Raw genomic sequence first — 21,468 nt, forward strand, 5'->3', positions numbered from 1 at the left:
CCCCCGGAAGCGGACCTCTCCCGCTCACTCACACATGTCGGCGTAGCGCGCGAACAGCCGCCGCGAGGTCGCCACCGTCGCTGGGCGGGACAGCGGCGAGTACCGCTCCCGCGAGGAGCACCAGCGCTCCTCCCACTCACCGAGAGCGCGGTCGAACCCCTCCGCGTCGGGCGTCCCGCCCCTGGCCAGAGCATGACCGAGGAACGTCGTCCACAACCGCCACCGCGGAAGGTAGTAGCCCCCCACCAACCCTGACCAGTGGCGCCCCGCGTAGTCCTGCAACCGGCTCTCCCGGGGTCCCCACACGGTGACGATCCTGCGGGCGTTCCACTCGTGGACGTTGCGCTCCTCCTCGGTGCGGCCCCACGCACGGGCGGCGTCGAGCCACGGGTCCAGCGCGTACTCCTCCCGTGTGGTCAACAGCGTCTCAAGGTCGTTGACCAGTTCCAGGAACTCCGCGAAGTGGGCTCTCGCCGCCTGGCCGTCGCGCGCCCGGAAAGTGGCGACGGCGCGGCGGTGGATCTCCCTCCCGGCTCTCGCGAGGACCTGTTGGCCCACGTCAACCAGATCCCGCCCGTAAGCGCTGCCGGGCGCGTCCGCCTCCGCCGGGGCTGCCTCCAGTAGCAGTCGCCACGCCCGGGCGAGAGCGGCGGGGTTCCACGCCGGCGCACCGGAATCGGGACGTAGCGGGGCGGCAACGTCGAGCCCAGCTTCCACCGTCGGCCGGGACGCGACGACCGACACCGGGGGGCCGCTCGTGTGCCAGACGGAGTAGACGGTGTCCAGTAGCAGCCGCCACGCCCGCTCCACCCTCTCGTCGCGTCGTCCGTAACGGCGTGCCGCGTACTCGCCGACCCACCGCCGGACATCGGCGGACCGCTCGCGCCACACCTCGTCGGCCCAGTGGGCATAGACGACCGGGTCCGTTCCCGAGGCCTCCATGGCGAGCCCCGCACCGTGCACGTCGCCGCGCCCCGGGTGCTGTCGGGCGTCGTCGAGTTCGGAAGCGACGCGGGGGAGCTTGCCGTGCATCCCCGGCCTGCCGCCGAAGTTGTGCACCATACACCACACCCACGGTTTGCCGTGGAAAGCCGCGGTCTCCCGCCACAACGGGCGCTGCTCCCCCCACAGGTCCAACACGAGCATGTGCCGGTCGGGAACCGCCCCGAGGAAACACCGCACCCGCTCGGGCCGCCAGAAGTCGTCGCGGTAGGCGAACGGCCATCCCTGCATCACCCACACCGCCTGCGGATCGGCCGCCACCATCGGTTCGTGCACGGCTCGGGCCACTCGGGCCAGTTCGCGCGGCTCACCGGACGAGGGCGTCATCTCGATGAACGGGTCGGCCGCGTACCAGTGGTCCGTGCCGAACCGACTCACCTGCTCGGTGAGGAACATGCCGCCGATCCGTTGGAACTGCGGATCGCGCGGGTCGAGCATCCGGGTGGTGAAATCGAACCACCGCATCCGCTCCCCCCGGTCCAACCGCGCCGGAACGTGGCCCGCGAACGCCTGCAGCACCGGAGTCATCCCCAACTCCCGCTCGCGTTCCACGATGCGTCTCCCCAGCTCCGCACGCGCGTCGATCCAGGACTGGGGCAACGGCCCGCCCCACCCCTCGGTGCATCCCATCCAGGTGAACGGCAGGTAGGCCGACCCGCCGAGGAACACGCGGGTCTCCGCGTCCTCCATCCCCAACCGTCGGCACACCTGCTGCCACACCGCTTCCTGGCCGGTCACGGCCAGAGGCATGGTGACGCCGTGCAGCGCCATGCGGTCGATCTCCCGCTCCCACTCCGGCCACCCCCAGAACGCCATGCTGTAACTGAACGTGCAGAAGTTGAAACAGTAGCGGTGCCGGAACGGCGTCACCCTACGGCAACGCCCCACGCCGGGAAGCCGTGCCGGCAGCGCGACCGTGTGCGTGTCCCAGGAGACATCGCTCTCGCACACGCGGGTGAGGTACCAGCGCAGCGCCGAGGCCTGGGCGACGGGGGACGAACCGCGCAGCACCACACCACTCCGCGTGCTCTCCACCTCGAAGACGTCGCGGCCGTCCTGGGCGGGGATGGTGACGGGGGTGAAATCGGCGCACCGCTCACCCAGCACCCGGCGCAGCAACCCGTGCGCACCGGACCCCTCGTGTGGGGCTGCGGTACGCGAGTCTCGTGGGACCGGAACCATCCGACACCTACTCCTTCGTCGCCCCCGCGGACAGGCCTTCGGTGAAAACCCGCTGCGCGAGCAGGAACACCAGGACGATCGGTACCGTCATGACGACCGAGGCCGCGAGGAGCACCGTCGGCGCGACATCCTGGTTGTCCAACAGCGCGATCCCGATCGACACGGTCCAGCTCTCCTGGATCTCCAGCAGGAACAACAGGGCGAACAGGAACTCGTTCCAGGCGACGATGAAGACGTACAGCGCCGTCGCGGCCAGCGCCGGCACAGCCAGCGGAAGCACGATGTGCCACACCGTGCGCAGCCCCCCGCAGCCGTCGATGGCGGCGGCCTCCTCTATTCCCTCCGGGAGGGCGGCGAAGAAGTTCCGCAGCATGAACAGGGCAGCCGGGACCGTCTGCGCCAGATAGATCACCACGAGAGCCGGAAGCGAGCCACGCAGTCCCATGCCGGTGAAGATGACGAACAGCGGAATCGCGATCACCACCGCCGGGAAGAGGTAGACCGACAGGAAGAGCACGCTCAGGGCGCGCCTTCCCAGGAAGTCGAACCGGCTCACGGCGTAGGCACCGAGTACCGAGAACACCAGAGCGCAGACCACCGTCCCCGACCCGACGAGCAGGCTGTTCAGCAGGAACCCGCCGATGCCGTAACCGCCTTCGTCAGCCGGAGCGAGGGCCCGCTGGTAACTCCCGAGGGTGAGTTCGGTGGCCCGCGGCAGGATCCGGAGCGGGTTGGCCAGCAGCGATTCCAGGGGGCGCATGGACAGCGCGACCAGGTACACCAACGGCAACCCGGACGCCAGCAGCAGCGCTGCCCGCACCAACCAGGCCGCGCTGCCGAACACCAGGTCCTCAACCCGTTCCCGGTCCCAACGCCGGGTGGCGGCCGTGGCCCGGTGGCGTCGTGTTCCGCTCATGCCCGCCTCCCGCTCCGCGGTTCGGTGCGCCAGATGTAGCCAACCAGCAGGACGCCCATGGCGGCGGCCATGACCAGTCCGAGAGCCGAGGCCCCTCCCAGGTCACTGCGCGCGGTCAGATACTCGTACACCTGCACACTCAGTACCTGTGTTCCTCCGGCCCCGCCTGTCAGCAGGTATATGTCGGTGAAGTTCTGGAAGATGAAAATGGCACGCAGCATCAGCAGCAAGCTGATCACCCCCGCCAGCTGCGGCAGCACGACATGTCGGAACACCTGGCTGGGAGCGGCCCCGTCGATACGTGCCGCCTCCACGAGCTCGCCGTTGACGGCCTGTAACCGCGCCAGCAGGAACAGGAAGGAGAACGCGAACGAACGCCAGACCTCGAACGCGATGACGGTGAGAAGGGCGACCGGCACGGGAACAGTGACCCCGAGTACGCTGGGATGCGCCATGCGCTGACTCAGGAACAGGACCGGTTCCTCCCACCCGAGCCAACGCTGTCCGGCGGCGTTGACGAAACCGAACTGCGGGTCCAACGCTGTCTGCCACACCAGGGCCGCGGCCACGACGGGGACGGCGAACGGCACCAGCACGAGGCTGCGCAGCAGCGCCCTGCCGGGGAACGCGCGTCGCAGCGCGAGTGCGGCGACGAGCCCGACGGCAACCGATCCGACCGTGCCGAAGAACGTGTAGCAGACGGTGACCACCGCGCTCTCCCAGAAGTTCGCGGAGGACAGTACCCGGGTCACGTTGTCCACGGTGTAGTCGGCGTTGAACAGGTGGGTGTCGGGAAGGTCGATCAGACGGACGTCCGTCAGCGCGAGGAACAGGGTCCAGAAGAACGGCACGACGACGACCAGGGCCACGACGAGAAAGGTGGGGGAGACCAGGGCCAGCGCGAAACGTGACATCCGTTGGGAGTAGCTGCTCGAACGCAACAGCCGGGTGAGCTCCGATGCCACTGGGCCGCCCCTTTCGTGCCGTTCCCGGCCGGGATCCACGCGGTGCGGGCCCGGCCGGTCGGCCGGGTCAGTCGACATTGAGCTGTTCCGCCCGTTGCTGGACCTGCCGCGTGGCCTCCTCCGGAGTCAGCGTCCCCTCCCGCACCTGCTGCAGCGCCCGGGGAACCACGAACTCGCCGTACAGCGCCCGCACCAGCTCACCCTGCCCGCCGGTGATCCCCCACCGTCGGAAACTCGTGGCGCCCTCCCGGACCGCCGTCACCTCCCCGTCGCTGAGCAGCTCTCCCACGGTGCGGGAACGGTCCACGTCGCCCACCTCAGCCCTGGTCCACTCTTCGACGTACCTTCCCGCGCTGCCCCGGGAGTCCGGACGCATGGGGAACTGCCCCTCCGGAGCGACGGAGAGGAGATCCCCGTAACTGTCGGAAAGCATCGACCTCACCAGCTGTTTCGCCTCGGCCACGTCGCCGTGCGGGGTGATGCCGAAGTTCAGTGTCTGTCCGAACTGGACGGGGGACCCGTCCGGACCGCTCACCCGCTGCACGAACCCGGTGTTCTCCGCCAGCCACCCCGGGTCGTCCTCACACGGATCACAGGAGGGAGAGATCTCGGTGGAGAGGTTGTTCATCTCGTCGAGCAGGTGGGGGGACCACACCATCATCGCGGCGCGTCCCGACAGGTAGGTCGCCCGCGTCGACAGCTCGTCCTGCTGCCCTCCAGCGGAGTACTCGGTCATCCAGGTGGTGTAGCGCTCCACGGCGTGGACGCACTCGGGGGTGTCGAACGCGACCTCCCCGTCGCTGTCGAGCAGTTCACACCCGTTCGCCAGCGCCAGGTGCTCGAAGGTCTGCTGCGTGTAGGGAGTGCTGGTCGACGTTCCCGCGAGGATGCCCGCCGTGTCACCGCTGTCCAGGACACGGGCCGCCTCGGTGATGGCGGAGTAGGTCGTCGGCGGTCGCAGGCCGGCCCGCTCGAAGAGGTCCGTGCGGTAGAAGATCACCTGCCCCCACCCGTCGCTGGGGACCGCGACCGGCTGGCCACCGGAACTCACCAGGTCCAGCGACGTCGGGTTGAACGTGGCCGGGTCCAGGGAGGCGACGACGGATGCGGCGGCATCGGCGTCGAGTATGCCGTTGCTCGCCCACGCCTGGGTCAGGTCCACCGTGTGCAGGAGCACGTCGGGGAGCTCCCCGGCCGCGGCCGCGTTCGTGACGGCTGTGGGCATGTCGGCGGGGTCGATGGCGACCAGCTCCGTTTCGACACCGGTCCTGTCGGTGTAGGAGGAGAGCACGGACTCCATCCGTTCGACCTCGTTCGGCAGCACGAGAACGGTCCAGATGGTCACCGTTCCGTCCTTGTTCCCACCGCCCGCGCCGGGAAAGCACCCTCCCATGGCCGCGAGAACGGCTGCGGCGGCGAGAACCGCAGCGATCCGCCGGGCCACGAGCATGGGCTACCTCCGCCGGCAGCAGCGGGTGCTGATCAGCGTCAGTTCTACGGGGGGTGTGCACGAACGTCAACAGGACTCGCACCGTTCGTGTCGTGCGGACGGCCCGCGCCGGTAGTCCGTTCACCTCGGGTCGGGCTGTCTCTGCCCGGGGCTCTTCCCTACTGCCGGTCGAACCAGAAGAAGTGCTCCTGGAAGTTCCCCTCCTCACCCCAGAGCATGACAACCAGCCGTCCACCGTCGATCCAGAAGCCCCCTCCCTTATGCGGGGTGCAGGAGCTCGTGGTGTCGACGGAACCGTCGTAACCACTCTTGTTGTTCGTGCGGAACAGTGTGAAGTTCCAGGTGCACGGCCCGTTGTCGGTGAGAACGGAGGCCTTCCTCTCACCCTCGGCGATACTCACCTTGTAGCCGTGCCGCTGTCCGTCGGGAAACGTGCCCTGGCTCACCCACGTCCCGGCGAACTCCGAGGAGAAGGTGACGTCGTCGTTCTTCTCCTCGGCTTCCTCGGGCGCTGGTGGCTCGTCCTCGCCGTCCTCCTGCTCCTTTTGCTCCTGGCGCTCCTCCTTGGCCTCCGTCTCGGCCTCCGCCTGGGTGCCGGCCTCCGCCCCGTCGCTGGGGTCGTCCTCGCCCGTTTTCTGCTCCTCCGGTTGGGTGGGAGAGGCGGTTCCCCCGTCATCGGGGCTTTCCCGGCCAGCGGAACCGGAGGGGGAGGACGCGGGGGAGCCAGCCTGGGACGTGTCCTCGGAGGAACCGAAGAACGGTACTCCCGTGTCGGCCAGCGCCACGTATCCGCTCGTACCCACGGCGGCCAGGAGCGCCAGCGCGGAGCCGAGCACCGCCGCCCGCCTGCCGGACCTCTTCCCGGAACGCCGCGAGCGAACGGTGGTGGGGCCGCTGTCGGCGGGAACGTCGGATGACGCTCCGTCGGCCGGAGGGGGAACACGGCCTCCGCCGTCGTCGCGACCGAGAAGCCGCATCAGCAGGTCGGCGGAGGAGGGGCGCTGGCTGGCTTCCTTGGCCAGGCACGTCTCGACCAGACTGGCCCACGGTTCCTCGAGTTGGGCCAGGTCGGGGGTGGTGGTCATGACCTGGTGTATGACAGCAGGTACCGAGTCACCGGTGAACGGGGCGCGTCCCGTGGCGGCGAACACCATCACCGCTCCCCACGCGTAGATGTCGGTGGCCGGCCCGACCTCACCCCCCGCGATCTGCTCCGGGGCCATGTAGCCAGGGGTGCCCACCACGGACTGGGTCTGGGCCGTGGTGACATCGGTGGCTTTGGCCACGCCGAAGTCGATCACTCGTGGGCCCTCGGCTGCCATGAGTACGTTCGCCGGCTTCACGTCGCGGTGTACGATCCCGGCCTCGTGCACGGCTACCAGGGCGGTCATCGTGGCCACGGCGAGACGGTGCAGCTCCGCTCCGGAACGCGGCCCGTGTTGTTCGACCTGCTCCTTCAGCGACGGGCCGTCGACGTACTCGCTGACGATGTAGGGCTGCTCGGACACGAAGTCGGCGTCGAGCACCTGGGCGGTGCAGAAGGAGGCGACGCGCCGCGCGGCGGCGGCCTCGCGCTGGAAACGCTGCCGTAGTCCGGGATCGGCCGCCCAGTCCGGGTCGAGGACCTTTACTGCGACAGCCTGGCCGTTGGGTGCGGCGCCGAGATAGACGACACCCTGGCCCCCTTTGCCCAGCCGGCCGGTTATCCGGTAACCGCCGATGCTGTGTGGATCCCCTGGCAGCAGTGGCCGGCCTTCCGGCATCAGTAACTCCCATCTCATCCGCCTGCCGTATGCCACCCCAGCAGCCCGGGCGCGAGGAACACTCCCAGGGCGCGGAACGAATGTAGTTCTCTGCTCCGCCCGACAGATCCCAGCTGGTCTGACCTGGGACGCTGACCTGCCGCAAACGGTTTCCGGAACCGTGCATAGTTATCGGATCGATGCCGAACAGGGCGGGTGCGCGGGCCCCGCCCCGATCGGTTGTGGGACCGCCCACGGAGACGCGGAACACACGGGAGCAACGGAACAACGCGGGGTGGGCGGAACACGGTGACGCTCCCACGGTCCTGCGCGACGAGCACAGGGATGTTGAACGCATAGCATCCGGCAGCAGGGGACCAGTAACCAAGCTGTCAGAGGAGGAACGTGTCCATGTCCGGACGGTACGGCGGGCAACGCCGCAACGGGGGGCGCCCGGATCAGAAGGCAGGGCCCGAGATCCGTGGCAGGCGTGACGCCGCCCGGCTCTCGGAGGAGATCCGCAAGATGGCGGGCGCCTCCTACGGCCGCTACAAATCCCTGACGGGAGACTGGGAGTTCGAGGACTTCACGCTGACGATCGACCGGGTCCAGTCCGACCCGTTCGCCCCGCCGTCCCGAATCTCGGTGCGGATCCCGGCCGACGTCGCCGACATGCCCGACCACGCCTGGCACTCTCCCGTACGTCGCCGCGCCACGGCTGACTACCTGGTCCGGCAGGCCTACCGGAACCTCAAAGGCGCCAGCCTGCGCATCGACGCCGGCGGCCAGGAGGTCATCGAGCGGGCGTCCGGACGGATCCACGACGGGGACGTGCTGCTGCGCCTCGGCATCGAGCTTCCCGGCCACGGGCGTAAGATCGACGCCCGCTCGGCCGAGCGTGAGCTGTGCGAACGGCTCCCCGACATGGTGGACGCCCTCAGGTGGGACGCGTTGGACGCCGCGGAGGCGACCGCCTTCGCCGACACCGTCGAGGACACGGCCGCGCTGCGCGACCAGCTCCCGGCGCTGGGCCTCGTGGCGTTCGCCGCTGACGGCGCTGTGCTACCGCGCCGCAGCGGCGTCAGCGATCTCCCGATGGAGGGCGCGGCGGTACCGTTCGAGTCGCCGGAAAGCCTGCGGGTCAGCGTGAAACTGCCGCACCGCGGCACCGTGTCCGGCCTCGGTATCCCCGAGGGCATCACACTCGTCGTCGGAGGCGGCTTCCACGGCAAGTCCACGCTGCTGCACGCGCTGGAACGCGGCGTGTACGACCACGTTCCCGGCGACGGGCGGGAACTGGTGGTGACCCGGTCCGACGCGTTCAAGATCCGTGCGGAGGAAGGACGCGGAGTGGAGCGCAACGACGTCAGCGCGTTCGTGCGCAACCTGCCCACAGGCTCGGACACCGCCGACTTCTCCACGGAGAACGCCTCCGGCTCCACCTCCCAGGCCGCCAACATCGCCGAAGCGCTGGAGGCCGGATCACACACCCTGCTCGTCGACGAGGACACGACGGCCACCAATCTGATGGTCCGGGACGAGCGCATGCAGGCCCTGGTGCACGGTGACCGGGAACCGCTCACACCGTTCGTGGACCTGGTGCGTCCGCTGCACCGGGAGCACGGGGTCTCGACGATCCTCGTCATGGGGGCGAGCGGCGACTACTTCGACGTTGCCGACAACGTCATCATGCTTGACGAGTACCGGCCTTACGACGTCGTGGACCGTGCCAGGGAACTCGCCTCCCACCGTGAGGACGCCGAGTTCACCGCCCCGGCCCACCGCGTCGTCGACCCCCGTTCGGTCAGTGCCACATCACGCGGGAAGACCAAACTGAAACGCCGCGACATGGACGTGCTGACCTTCGGGGAGAACGACGTCGACGTGCGGGGACTGGCACAGCTGGTGGACCCGGGGCAGATCGTGGGGGCCGGGCTGGCGCTACGTGTCCTGGCCGAGGAGAAGCTGCTCGACGGGGAGCGGACACTGGCCCAGGCGCTGGACGTCCTCGAGCAGCGGTTGGACGAGGGCGGCGTGACGGCGCTGGGCCGGGGGTTCTCCGGTGACTACGCGATGCCGCGGCGGTTCGAGATCGCGGCTATCCTCAACCGGCTGCGGAGCCTGCGCGTGCGCCGGCTGGTGTGACCTCTCCGGGAGTGGGAGGACGGCACGGGTTGACGGGCGCCGTTCCTCCCATCACCTATCCTGGGGCCGGACCTGCCGGTGGGCGTAGCCGCGCCTCGCGCCGCGCATGGCCGCTTTCCCCTGGCACAGATAGGAGACGCTTCCTGGTGCGTGACCCCGCTGAGCTGTACGAGCTGAACTCCGACGTCGATGCCGCCGGCTTGGTCATGCTGGTCGTCCTCGACGGGTTCGTGGATGCCGGATCCGCGGGCCGCCAGGCGGCCGACACACTGTTCGACCACTCCACCGCGGAAGAGGTGGCGACGTTCGACGTCGACCGGTTGGTGGACTACCGTTCACGTCGGCCGACCATGACGTTCGTGGAGAACACCTGGACCGAGTACAGCGCTCCCACACTCGGGCTGTACCTGTTGCGGGACGCGGAGGAGACGCCGTTCCTGGTGCTGTACGGCATGGAACCGGACCGGGAGTGGGAAGCGTTCGTCGCCGCGGTGCGCGAACTGATCGAACGCCTCTCGGTGAGCCTCACTATCGGGGTGCACGGCATACCGATGGCTGTCCCGCACACGCGTCCGGCCACAGCCACCGCGCACGCGACACGTTCCGAACTCATCTCCGGGCACGTGTCGTGGATCGGTCGGGTACGTGTTCCCGGCAGCGCCGCCTCGCTGCTGGAGTACCGGCTCGGGGAGGCGGGACACGACTTCATCGGTTACGCCGTCCACGTTCCCAGCTACCTCTCCCAAGCGGAGTATCCGCGCGCGGCGATCACCGGCCTGGAGTACGTGGCGGACACCACGGGGCTGGTGCTCCCCACCGAGGCGTTGGAGGAGGCCGCGCGCAACACCGACACGGAGATCGAGGAGCAGGTTGCCGCCTCCGAGGAAGTGCAGCGGGTGGTGAGCAACCTGGAACAGCAGTACGACGATTACATGTCGGCGCGCGAGGCCACCGAGGACAGCGGTGCGCTGCTCTCCGGCGACGAGTCCGCACTTCCGTCCGCGGAGGAACTCGGCGCGGAGCTGGAACGCTACCTCGCCGACCGCGAGGGCAACGGAGAGGGATAGTCGTGCTCTACCGGTTGCTCTTCCACACAGTGCTGCGCCGCATCGACGCTGAGACGGCGCACCGGTGGAGCTTCGACGCGCTGCGCGCGGCGGTGCGTGTCCCGGGAGTCGGACGAGCGCTCCGGCGCGTGTCCGAGCCAGGGGATCAGGAACTGGCCGTGACGGCGTTCGGCCGGGAGTTCCCGGGGCCGCTGGGCATCGCCGCCGGATTCGACAAGAACGCCGACGGGGTCGAGGCGCTCACCGCACTCGGGTTCGGTTACGTGGAGGTCGGCACGGTCACCGCCCAGCCGCAACCAGGAAACCCGCGGCCGAGGTTGTTCCGCCTGACAGCCGATCGGGCCATCGTCAACCGGATGGGATTCAACAACCGTGGTTCCGCCGAGGCGGCACGGCGCCTTCGCCGCCTCCGCCGACGCGGGTGTTCCCCCGTCACCGGTGCGAACATCGGGAAGACCAAGGTGGTTCCGGACAGCGAATCGGTCGCGGACTACGTCGCCAGCGCGCGGCATCTCGCCCCCACCGCCGACTACCTGGTAGTGAACGTCAGTTCCCCCAACACACCGGGGTTGCGCGACCTCCAGGCGGTTGACCGCCTGCGTCCCCTCCTCGCTGGGGTGCGGGAAGCGCTGGGCGAGGGGTCCCATCCGCGGACACCACTGTTGGTCAAGATCGCTCCCGACCTCACGGACGAGGCGGTGGACGCCGTGGCGGACCTCGCCATGGAGCTGGGGCTGGACGGCATCATCGCGACCAACACGACCACCACGCGTTCGGGGCTGGCCAGCGCTCCCGCCGTGGTGGAGGCCGCCGGCGCCGGCGGCTTGTCCGGTGCGCCCCTGAAACGACGCTCGCTGCACGTGCTCCGCCGCCTGCGGGCTCGCGTGGGAACACGGCTGGTGCTCATCGCGGCGGGCGGGATAGAGACACCACAGGACGCGTGGGAACGCATCCGGGCGGGAGCGACCCTCCTCCAGGGGTACACGGGCCTGATCTACTACGGTCCCTTCTGGCCGCGCCGGATACACCGGGGGCTGGTGGAACTGGCCCGCTCCGCCGGTTACGGTTCCGTGGCGGAGGCGGTCGGTACCGGCGTCGCCGCCGATCCGGACGGCGGTTAGGTCCTGTTTTTCGGACGCTTGTCCTGCTGCGCGCCGCCCCGGCACACCGCCCGGCGGCGTTCCCGCCGGTCGGCGGAGGGTCCGCTCCGCCTCCCTGACCGGCCGTGCCGGGCGGCATTGGAGACGCCGCTCGCGACGAACAGCGTCCAAAACAGGACCTAGCGGGAGACAAGCGCGCGTGGCCGCCCGACCTGGAACCGCGGCCCACCCGGCCGCGGACCCGGTGCCCCGGTCGGCTCTTGACGGGCCGTGCGGTTAGGCAGGCCCCAGCCGCGCGGGTGCGGAGAGTTTCCCTCTCCGGCGGAGGAGCCTGCCGCCACTAGCCAGTCGCCAGCGGTACCGCCGTGTCGAGCTCGGCACCCAACAGTGGGCCGTTCAGGTCGCCAGGGCCGATCCGCCTACCGGTCACCCGTTCGGCCAGGGCCAACGCGGCCGCTCCCGGATCGGCGGAGTCATCACTTCCGTCCAACCCGAGCGCCCGCATGTCCTCGCCGAGCGCCTCGGGACGGGTTCCCCTGCGGCAGGTGGGGGACTGCGCGTCAAAGAACGTCTGTAGCACGCTGTCGATAACCCAACGGAACTCGTACCGGTGTCCCATGATGACCCGCACCGAGACCAGCTCGGTCTCGGCCGAGAGAGCCCGGTAGCACTCCGGGCGGGTGGCACGGCAGCCTGTCGGTTCCACGATCACCGCCCATCCGTTCGTCAGGAACGCGTGAGCGGTCAGCGGTGGGGGATCCTCGGCGCACAGCCCGGCTTCCAGGGCCTCGGCTATGGGGAGGCAACGGAGGTTTCGCTCAGCCACACCGAGTCGGCCGAGAGCTTCGGTTTTGTTCAGTCCGCGGACGTAAGAGATGCAGAAGGCTTCTGCCAAGTCCGGCTGAGTTTCCCGCAACCACGTGTAGTCACGGGCGCACGCAACGGCCATGGGGTGGTCCCTTTCCTCTACCTCGAGCCGGAGGGTGCTCTTCCTGCCGGGGACGTGTGGCCCCTCTCACCGCGTTCCCGAAAATACGGGGAATAACCCGGTCGCTTGATGCCGGGCAGAACCCGCGCCATGCCCGCCACACCCCCGACGAGAGGGCGACACGATCGGACACGAGGCCGGTCTTTCCGGGTATCCACGCCGGTTCCCGAAACTGCGCCGAGGGAGTCCCAGCGGTCCATGGTACGCCCGTGGCGAGTGGTTCGCGCCCGCCCTTCGTTCCGGTTCCGGCCGGATGGGCGTGTCACTCCTCCCCGTCCTCGTCCGGGTGGCCGTTGTAGTAGGACTCGCCGGGTTCGGTCTCCCCGAGGAGCTGCGAGATCGTCACCATGGTGTAACCCTGTTCCTCCAACCGCTCCAGGATGTCGGGCACCGCGTCGATCGTGGTCCCGTGGATGTCGTGCATGAGCACGATCGAACCGGGCTTCGCGTTCTTCAGCGCCTCTTTGCGGACCTTCCCGGCATTGCGGTTCTTCCAGTCGTTGGTGTCGACACTCCAGATGATCTCTGCGAGTCCCTCGCTACGGGACACCTGCGCTACCTTGTCGTTGGTGGCGCCGTAGGGCGGTCGCATGAGGTCCAGGGTGTAGCCGGTCTCACGGCGTACCAGGGCGTTGACGGTGGTGAGTTCCTCGCGGACCTCGGACTTGTCCAGCGTGGTGAGGTCGGAGTGGGTCACCGTGTGGTTGGCGAGTTCGTGGCCTTCCGCGTATTCGCGCCGCACGGTCTCCGGATGCTCGCGTGCCGGCTGGCCCGTGAGGAAGAACGTGGCCTTCGCGTTGTACTCGGCGAGCGCGTCGAGCAGCTCCGGGGTTCGCGCGCCGGGGCCGTCGTCGAACGTCAGTGCTATGCACTTCGCGGCGGCGGAGGAACAGTCGACGGAGTCGTCGCGTTCGGGAAGCCTTCCGGGGACACTCCCGTCGGCGGTGTCGTCCTTGGGAGGAGTGGCGGAGTCCTCGACGGCGGAACCGGGGCTGGGGTTCGTGGCCGCGGACTGTGCGCGTTCCCCGAGGTCCGATAGCAGGGAGGTGACGTCCTCCTTGGGGATGGTCGCGTTCACACGCCCCGCACCGGCTGGTGCGATCTGCCCCTGGTCGAACTCCACGACAAGGTCACCGTCCGGGTTGAACCCCATCGAGTCGTAGAGGTGCAGGATGGGGTGGAGCGTGGAGGCGTCGACTTGTTCCTCGTTCAGGGAGTCCTTCACGAGACTGTCGAGCTCGGCGAGGTCCTCCTGGTTCCCCACGAGCTCGGTGGAGTAGGCGGTGTGCCCGCTCGTGGCGTCGTACCAGTAGGTGGTGTAGCTGGTGCGCTCCCCGTCGGAATCCTTCTCCTCCTGCACGAGCCGGACCGCGACGACGTCCTCGGTCGCGACGCTGATGTCCCAGTCGATGGTGAGACTCTCGGCGTCGGCGGAGGCCGAGGTGAAATCGGAGACTTTCTGGCTTGTGGCGTCGTCGAGGCGTTGGGTCAACGGGTCGGCGTTGGGGATCTCCGGGTAGGAAACGTCGATCTGCGGGCCCTCATCCGAGGTCTCCTCCCGTTCGTCCAGGCCGGTTACCTCCGACGGGTCCACGCTCGTGAGCTGGTCGGGTTCCCCATTGGGTTTCTCCGGTTCCTCGCCGGGGCCGCTCGTCCCCCTGTCGTCCGGCGAGCACGAACCGATACTCAGGAGAAGGAGGACACTGGCGGCTGCTGCGGTGTACTTCAGGGACGACGACACGGGCCTTGTGAAACGCCGCGGCGTGACGAGGCCGCGAAGCGACGCGCGGAGATCGGCGAACTCGTTTCTCACGGGCAGACGTCTTTCACATCGATGGAGCGGCCATGTCCGGTGTGCAACCCCTCGCACCCTGGGCCGGGTCCAGTGGGGCAGCCAGAGCTCATAACGGCTTCCCAGACGAGCCTAAAACGTCGAAACGCGGAGGGGAGAACGCGACCCGTAATACCACGGGCAACATTCGTTCTCGAATGCGCAAAATCCTGCAGGAGGGCGCACTGTCCCGCGGGGAGGCGCTGCCCGGGAACTCCGCACCGCCAGCGGGTCGGGTGGGACACCTCTCCCCCCGGGGAGGGCGGGGCCGCCGCGCCCGAATCCTCCGGTGTGGTCTATAGTGGCGAACGCGGTTGGTACACACGCGGCTACGCCCGCGCGTGTCGTAAGAGGGAACCCGGTGGGAGTCCGGGACTGCCCCGCAGCGGTGAACGGGAACGAACGTCACCACAAGCACTGGACACAGTGTGTCTGGGAAGCGGTGACCAGTAGGAGGGTGCGGCAGAAGCGCCGCGCGACGCCCGTGAGTCCGAATACCTGCCACCGCCCGTGGGCGCTCCCGCGCCCGCGGTGGTCCACGTCCCGAGGGAGGACGGCGGGCTCAGGCGGCGTGTTCGCCGTGTGTTCCTCGCTGGTTCTCCCCGAGTTCGTGGGCCCTGAGGCTGTTTTCGACGAGGGAGAGAAGAAGCCATGGAACGTGACGATACGCGCCGCGGTGGTGATACACGATGACGACCACTGTGCACGGATACCCCAGAATCGGGCCGAACCGCGAACTCAAGCGGGCCAGTGAGTCCTACTGGGCCGGAGAGATACCTGCGGCGGAGCTCGACACGGTCGCTTCCAACCTACGACGTGGTGTCTGGGAGACCCTCCGTGACGCTGGTGTGCGCGAGATCCCGTCGAACACGTTCTCCTACTACGACCACGTTCTCGACACCGCCCTGCTCTTCGGGTTGGTCCCCGAGCGCTTCGCCACGGTGGCCGACGGCGCCGACGGGCTCGACGCCGAGCTGCGGCGGTACTTCACCATGGCCAGGGGAGCGGAGGACGTTGCGCCCCTGGAGATGACGAAGTGGTTCGACACCAACTACCACTACCTGGTCCCGGAGCTCTCTCCGCGGACACGGCCGCGCCTGGACAGCACCAAACCGATGGCGGAGTACACCCAGGCGCGGGAACTGGGTATCGAGACCCGGCCCGTCGTACTCGGTCCGCTCACGCTATTGCTGTTGGCGAAACCGGCATCGGAGGCTCCCGAGGGGTGGCGTCCCGTCCAGCTCTTGGCGGACCTGCTTCCCTGCTACGCCGAACTGTTCCGCCAACTGGCCGCCTCGGGGGTGCAACAGGTCCAGCTCGACGAGCCGATACTCGCCACTGACGAGGGACAGGCGGAGCTGGCCGCGTTGGAACGTGCCTACACCGAACTCGGTGAGGTGACCGAACGGCCGGAGATCCTCGTATCCACCTATTTCGGATCGATCGGCCCGGACGCGTTGCGGATCCTCAAGCACAGCCGTGTGGAACGTATCGGTCTGGACCTGGTCACCGCGCCGGAGGGGGTCGACGACCTCGCCCAAGTGTCCGGGATCGGAGACAAGACCCTGGTTGCCGGCGTGGTCGACGGCCGCAACGTGTGGCGCACCGACATCGCCCGGACGATGTCCACGCTGGGCTCCCTCCTGGGGCTTGTCGGCGACGTCACCGTGAGCACCTCCTGCTCCCTGCTGCACGTACCCATCGACGTGGACGCCGAGACGGGGCTGCCCGCGGAGCTGCGGGAGCGACTGGCGTTCGCACGGCAGAAGCTCGACGAGGTGGTTCTGCTCGGCCGGGCACTGTCGGCGGGTGACGAGGAGATCGCAGCAGAGCTGGAACGCGCGCGTGCCGTCACCGACGCGGGGACACCGTCCTCGTTCACCAACCGGCACGTGCGGGAACGGTTGGAGGCGCTGGGCGAGACCGCCACGCGCGGCGGCCAGCGCCGGCGGGAGGAGAACACCACGTCCCCACTCCCGCCGCTGCCAACTACGACGATCGGTTCCTTCCCCCAGACCACGGACGTGCGCAAGGCACGCGCGGACTACCGTGCCGGGCGCATCGACCAGAGCGAGTACGAGCTACGGATGCGCTCCGAGATCGACCGCGTCATCGCCCTACAGGAGGACATCGGGCTTGACGTCCTGGTGCACGGCGAACCCGAGCGCAACGACATGGTGCAGTACTTCGCCGAGCGTATGGACGGGTTCGTCACCACGCAGCACGGCTGGGTGCAGTCCTACGGCTCGCGGTGCGTCCGGCCACCGATCCTCTACGGGGACGTTTCCCGTAGCGGCCCCATGACCGTGGACTGGATCACCTACGCACAGTCGCGTACCCGCAAACCGGTCAAGGGGATGCTCACCGGCCCGGTGACGATGCTCGCGTGGTCCTTCGTCCGGGACGACCAGCCGCTGGGTGAAACCGCGCGCCAGGTGGCGTTGGCCCTGCGGGACGAGGTCTCTGACCTGGAACAGGCCGGAATCCGGCACGTCCAGGTGGACGAGGCCGCCCTGCGCGAGCTCCTGCCGTTGCGTGCCGAGTTCCGCGACGCCTACCTCGACTGGGCGGTGGGAGCGTTCCGGCTGGCGACGTCAGGGGCGGCGGCCAGTACCTGGATTCACACGCACATGTGCTACTCGGAGTTCGGCAAGATCGTCGGGGCGATCGAGGAGCTCGACGCCGACGTCACCAGTGTCGAGGCCGCCCGTTCCCACATGGAACTGGTGGAGGACATCGCCGCCGCGGGCTACGGTCGCGGAATCGGGCCGGGCGTCTATGACATCCACTCGCCGCGGGCTCCCGGCGTGGAGGAGATCGAGACAGCGCTACGCAGCGCGCTGCGAGCGGTTCCACCGGAACGGCTGTGGGCCAATCCCGACTGCGGACTGAAGACCCGGGACTACCCCGAGATCGAACCCGCACTGCGCAACATGGTGGAAGCCGTGCGGCGGGTCCGTGACGGGCTGGGAAGCTAAGTAACGGGGCGGGACGGTCTCCGTCCCGCCCCACCCGCAGCGGCTGTGTCCGTGGGGCCGGTCCGCAACCGCGTCCGCCCTGGGTCCCACGGACCCGGGTCTGCGCCCTCCCGGGCGCAGACCCGGGCGGAGAGGGCGTTGGCGCGGTCCAGGCACGTGGCGAGGGCCGTCTCCCCGAGCCCTCGCAGCACGGACCGGTTCTCCCCCCCCCCGAGCGCGCCGAACCGGTCCAGGGTCTCCAGAAGTCCAGCGGAGAAGGAATCCCCGGCCCCTACGCATCGACGCGCGCGGGCGGGGGCGGGTCACGACACCGTCAACGGTGTGCCACCGCCCCGCAGCGCGACCGCTTCCTCCCGCCCCCGGATGAGGAACACCAGGTACGGGCCGAGTCCGGCCCACCGGCGAGCGCTCTCGAGAACGGGTCGACCGGGATAGAGCCACCGCAGGTCACCGGCGCTGACCTTGATCAGGCCGACGAGGGCGAGCTGCCGTTCGACCCGGGCCACCTCACGTTCCCGCCCGCCAGCGAGCGAGGGACGGATGTTGGGGTCGGTGCCGACGGGGGCCTCACCGCGTCGTCCGGCCAGCCATTCCTCCAGTACTTCCGCTCCTGGGGAGAGCGCCGTTGCCAAGGAACCGGCGTGCAGTGCGGAGACGTCCGGGGACAGCGGGGCGGGAAGCTCGTCGGCGTCCCACTGCCAGTCCGCTGTTCCCCGAGCACGGAAGGTACGCTCCGCTCGACCGTCCCCGTCCAGCTCTGTGATGGCCAGTACTGGGCTGCGGCGCCGCGACCAGGTCGCGGTCGTCAACACCGCGTGCGGCCGGATAGGCGTGCAGCGACCAGCCGAACCGGTCGTTGCTGAGGCGCGCCAACAGCGGTACCGGGACGCCGCAACGGGCCAGAGCGACCGAAACGTTGGCCGGAGCCCCGTCGGGGCCCCACCGGTACGTTCCGTTCCTGGCGCTGACCAGGCCGACCAGCGCCTCGCCGACAACGGTCAGCACGCACCGCGCCCCCGTTTCCGCACTGGTGCCGGGTCAGCCCCCGAGGTGGGAGAGGGCCTCCTTGCCAGTGTCGTCCATGATGCCTTTGACGTCGGAGAACTCCAGCGGTGCCGGGGCGTCCTCGCCCGCTTCGAGAGGGGGCATGACGTCGTACTCGAGCTGGATGTTGACATTGCCCTTACGGATCATCAGGTACGCGACCGAGGAGTTGCCGCTGCCCAGGTTCTCCTCGGTGAAGACGAGTTTGGCCTCGTCCCCCAGCTCGAGGTCCTGTTCCTTCTCCACGCTGCGTTCTCCGACACTGGGGTTCTCGTCGGTGGCGTAGTCGACGTTGGACTTGAAGTCGTCCTTGGCCCCCTCGATGGAGTCCGAGCCGCCGTAGGGGGTGCCGTAACGGGCGCTGAGGTTGCCGTACCCGTCGGTGTCGTCCGTCTGCCAGGTGCACGTACTGCTGTTCTCGGAGATGTTCTTGCTGCCGTCGCTGAGGCTGTACTCCTCGAGGGTGGACTCGGTCAGGGCGCCGCAGGGTTTCTCGGGCAGCGCGTAGGGGGGTTCGCCGTCGGCGCCCGAGTCACTGTCCCCGCCCTCGTCCTGGTCCTTGTTCTCGCTGTCCTTGCTGTCGTCGCTGCCGCCGCCGTCCTGTTCCTGCTCCTCGCCCTGGGAGTCGTCGGCTGCCGGCGGGCCGCTCGTACCGCCCCGGAGCAGCATCACCACGACGGCCACCACCAGGACGAGGATGATGGCGCCGCCGCCGATGACGATCCACAACCCTGCGCTGCTCTTCTTCTGCGGGGGTTGTCCCGGTGGCCCGGGCGGGGGCGGGGGAGCACCGGGGCCGTAGGGCGGTTGGCCCCCCTGCTGCATCTGCTGTTCGGGAGGCGGAGGATACCCCGGACCGCCGGAGCCCGGCGGGGCGGCGCCGTACGGTTGCTGGTACCCGGGATGGCCGCCGGCAGGATCACCGTAGGGAGGCTGCTGGTAGGGGCCACTGGGATACTGCTGGCCGGGGGCGGGTCCGCCCTGTTCGTAACCGGGTTGCCCATAGGGCCCCCCGTAGGGGGGCTGCCCCCCGGAGTTCCCCTCGCCATCCGGGAACTGCGGTGGCTGTGTGTAGGGACCGTTGTCGCTCATGACTCCCCTCGCGCCAGCGTACGTTCGTAAACATCAGTGAGACGCGCATCGGCGCGTTCCTGGTTCCACCCGAAGGGCTTCGCACCCGGGCAACTGGACATGGCCGGATGCGAGAGCCGTAGGTGCGCAGCCGCAAACGCCCCAATCACCCGTCAGGCTGTCCGTCGCGTTACCGGAACGAGCGCGGTGGCGCTGGGGCCAAGCGTCCGAATCCTAATCTCTCACGACGTGTCCGGTGGTAGCAGGGCCACTGTCGATGAGGAATCGTCACTCTCGCGAGCACAGAACGCCGGACCCGGGGTTCCGGTAGCCGTGGAATGTTCTCGGTACTGCGGAGGGACTCTACGAGTACATCCGCGTCGGACGGTCTCGTCCCGCCCCCAGGAACGCTCCGTATCGTTGTTCGATCGCAACCCTCGCGCGGGGTGGTGCCGTCGGCCGCCAGTAGTGCCGCCTCCCGCTGGGGACGCCGTCAGAACATCGAGATGTGCACGTGGTCGAAGTGGTTCTCGGTGATGCTGCCCCGGTCGGACATGTCGCGCCATCCCTCGTCGCCGCGTCGGATGTCCCAGATCTTCTGCCGGTAGATGATGTACATGATCCCCAGCCGTTCAGCGTTCTCCTGGGCCCACTCGGCGATCTCGTACCCGTGGTCGATCTGTTCCTGGGACGGCATCCGGCCGTTGTCGTCCACCATGAAGTCGCACGCCCGCCCCTTGGGGTGCTCCCCCACGACGTATCCACCGTCGGGCCGGTAGCAGCCCACACCGCCGTGCTCCTCGTTCTCCCCGAACTTCTCGATGATGATCTCCCTCATCTGCCGAGTGCGGGGGGTGAGGTTGTCGGGCGGTTCCATCTCCTGCTCGGGATAGTCGGCGATCAGCCCTTGGACCTCCTCGCGCTGTTCCTCCAGCTCGTCCAGGTCGTCCTCGGCCTGCTGGACCTTCTCGTCCGCGTTCTCCTGCGCCTTCTCGTTCCGCGAGACGGCCTGCTGCAACTGTTCGATCTTGTCCTGGTTGGAACTGGACAGGTGCCCGATCAGTGAGGCGCGGTCGATGGTCTCCTGGGGCGAGTTGTCGACGAACAGGACCATGGCGGGGTCGATACCGCCGTTGGTGTAGCTCGCGACGGCCAGTTGCTCCACCTGCTCGCGGGCTTCCTCGACCTTCTCCCGTGTCTGGTCGGCACGTTCCTTCGCGTCCTCGGCGTCCTGGAGGACGTCCTCCATGTCCCGGAGCTCGCCGTTGTACTCGTCGCTCAGCCGATCGGAGCGTTCCCTGAGGGAGTCCAGGCTCTCCGTGGGTTCCTGCGGTGCGACGGGCCCTCCGGGAACAGCGCTGGCCGGCACGGGAAGGAGCGCACCGAGCAGAGCCGCGGTCGTCACTGCCGCGGCAGCGCCCCGGTGGCCGTGTCGGGTGCGGGAACCGGGGCGTGGGCAGGGAGGATCGGGTGCCCAGAAATCGGCGAAGTCGTCCGCTCCGGTTGATCGGCAGGGCTCCACGTGGATTCGCTCCTCGGGGTTGTCGGGGTCGCACTGCGGTATGCAACACCGCCCGTTCGGGGCGGGCCGGCTTCGATCGCGACGCGGGGTCCGGACCGGGAACCGCCCGATGAGGAGGGGCGGCATGTGGGGTCGGGTCCGTCCTCGGGCCTCTGCGTTCGAGGCCCCGTCGATTCTAGCTCGCGTCCCGGAGGGGAGTTCGGCACCCGCGTGTGGCCCTGTGTATTCCACGGGTCACCGGGGCCGGATCGACAGAACGGAATGTGGCGGAAATTACCCCCAAATAGTACAAATTTGAGCAATTGTGTCGTGCTGTGCGTGGTTACGTAGGAGTGTGGATGTGAGTGAACGTGGAGAGCCGACCCGAAGCGCCGTGGTCTGTGGCGCGTGCCGGCGGTGTTGCGCCTGGCACTGGTCGGCCGGCGGCTGTTGTCGGATGAGCCGCTGACGAACGCGTTCCCCCGC

Annotated in this window: 14 protein-coding genes and 1 riboswitch; of the genes, 4 read left to right on the forward strand and 10 right to left on the reverse strand. The window is 68.8% G+C overall.

Annotation, left to right across the window (positions count from 1 at the left end; translation table 11 throughout):
• Positions 1-24: 24 nt before the first annotated feature.
• The 5 genes from FHX37_RS05435 to FHX37_RS05455 all read right to left on the reverse strand — a co-directional run bounded on the left by FHX37_RS05435 (position 25) and on the right by FHX37_RS05455 (position 7,278).
• Positions 25-2,184 (reverse strand): alpha-N-acetylglucosaminidase, encoded by a 2,160-nt coding sequence (locus FHX37_RS05435; RefSeq protein WP_141922456.1) that lies wholly within the window; start codon positions 2,182-2,184, stop codon positions 25-27.
• Between the two features lie 7 nt (positions 2,185-2,191).
• The gene (locus FHX37_RS05440; protein WP_141922457.1) at positions 2,192-3,100 is read right to left on the reverse strand and encodes a carbohydrate ABC transporter permease; all 909 of its coding nucleotides are present in this window, start codon (positions 3,098-3,100) and stop codon (positions 2,192-2,194) included.
• A complete protein-coding gene (locus FHX37_RS05445; protein ID WP_211351747.1) occupies positions 3,097-4,065 on the reverse strand; it encodes a carbohydrate ABC transporter permease in 969 nt (322 codons plus the stop codon). The genes FHX37_RS05440 and FHX37_RS05445 overlap by 4 nt, the downstream gene beginning before the upstream one ends.
• 67 nt (positions 4,066-4,132) lie before the next feature.
• Entirely contained in the window at positions 4,133-5,515 is a 1,383-nt protein-coding gene (locus FHX37_RS05450; protein ID WP_141922459.1) for an ABC transporter substrate-binding protein, read from the reverse strand.
• A 158-nt stretch (positions 5,516-5,673) separates the two neighbouring features.
• Positions 5,674-7,278: a serine/threonine protein kinase gene (locus FHX37_RS05455; protein WP_170181508.1), complete on the reverse strand. Its 1,605-nt coding sequence runs from the start codon at positions 7,276-7,278 to the stop codon at positions 5,674-5,676.
• A 390-nt stretch (positions 7,279-7,668) separates the two neighbouring features.
• On the opposite strand from FHX37_RS05455, the gene FHX37_RS05460 reads away from it, so the two are divergent.
• The 3 genes from FHX37_RS05460 (at position 7,669) to FHX37_RS05470 (ending at position 11,590) form a co-directional block, all read left to right on the forward strand.
• Complete coding sequence (locus FHX37_RS05460) at positions 7,669-9,402, forward strand: ABC-ATPase domain-containing protein (RefSeq protein ID WP_141922461.1); 1,734 nt, start codon at positions 7,669-7,671, stop codon at positions 9,400-9,402.
• Between the two features lie 146 nt (positions 9,403-9,548).
• Positions 9,549-10,469, forward strand: a complete 921-nt coding sequence (locus tag FHX37_RS05465; protein ID WP_141922462.1) for a proteasome assembly chaperone family protein — start codon at positions 9,549-9,551, stop codon at positions 10,467-10,469.
• A gap of 2 nt (positions 10,470-10,471) precedes the next feature.
• Positions 10,472-11,590 carry a quinone-dependent dihydroorotate dehydrogenase gene (locus tag FHX37_RS05470; protein ID WP_141922463.1) on the forward strand — a complete coding sequence of 373 codons (1,119 nt, stop codon included), beginning with the start codon at positions 10,472-10,474 and terminating at the stop codon, positions 11,588-11,590.
• A 319-nt stretch (positions 11,591-11,909) separates the two neighbouring features.
• Here FHX37_RS05470 and FHX37_RS05475 read toward each other — a convergent pair whose 3' ends face one another.
• The gene (locus FHX37_RS05475) at positions 11,910-12,518 is read right to left on the reverse strand and encodes a DUF6461 domain-containing protein (protein WP_141922464.1); all 609 of its coding nucleotides are present in this window, start codon (positions 12,516-12,518) and stop codon (positions 11,910-11,912) included.
• A gap of 301 nt (positions 12,519-12,819) precedes the next feature.
• Positions 12,820-14,298 carry a polysaccharide deacetylase family protein gene (locus FHX37_RS05480; protein WP_246062098.1) on the reverse strand — a complete coding sequence of 493 codons (1,479 nt, stop codon included), beginning with the start codon at positions 14,296-14,298 and terminating at the stop codon, positions 12,820-12,822.
• 387 nt (positions 14,299-14,685) lie between these two features.
• A riboswitch (cobalamin riboswitch) is annotated at positions 14,686-14,908 on the forward strand.
• Positions 14,909-15,077: 169 nt separating this feature from the next.
• Between FHX37_RS05480 and metE the strand changes: the two genes are divergently transcribed.
• Entirely contained in the window at positions 15,078-17,366 is a 2,289-nt protein-coding gene (gene metE, locus FHX37_RS05485; protein WP_141922465.1) for a 5-methyltetrahydropteroyltriglutamate--homocysteine S-methyltransferase, read from the forward strand.
• 302 nt (positions 17,367-17,668) lie between these two features.
• Here metE and FHX37_RS23155 read toward each other — a convergent pair whose 3' ends face one another.
• The 3 genes from FHX37_RS23155 to FHX37_RS05500 all read right to left on the reverse strand — a co-directional run bounded on the left by FHX37_RS23155 (position 17,669) and on the right by FHX37_RS05500 (position 21,003).
• Positions 17,669-18,175 carry a carbohydrate kinase family protein gene (locus FHX37_RS23155; protein WP_211351748.1) on the reverse strand — a complete coding sequence of 169 codons (507 nt, stop codon included), beginning with the start codon at positions 18,173-18,175 and terminating at the stop codon, positions 17,669-17,671.
• A gap of 229 nt (positions 18,176-18,404) precedes the next feature.
• On the reverse strand, positions 18,405-19,502 hold the full coding sequence (locus FHX37_RS05495) for a hypothetical protein (RefSeq protein WP_246062099.1): 1,098 nt from the start codon (positions 19,500-19,502) through the stop codon (positions 18,405-18,407).
• A gap of 472 nt (positions 19,503-19,974) precedes the next feature.
• Entirely contained in the window at positions 19,975-21,003 is a 1,029-nt protein-coding gene (locus FHX37_RS05500; RefSeq protein WP_394344475.1) for a coiled-coil domain-containing protein, read from the reverse strand.
• Between the last annotated feature and the right edge of the window lie 465 nt (positions 21,004-21,468).

This window comes from Haloactinospora alba (genome assembly GCF_006717075.1).
Classification (GTDB): domain Bacteria; phylum Actinomycetota; class Actinomycetes; order Streptosporangiales; family Streptosporangiaceae; genus Haloactinospora; species Haloactinospora alba.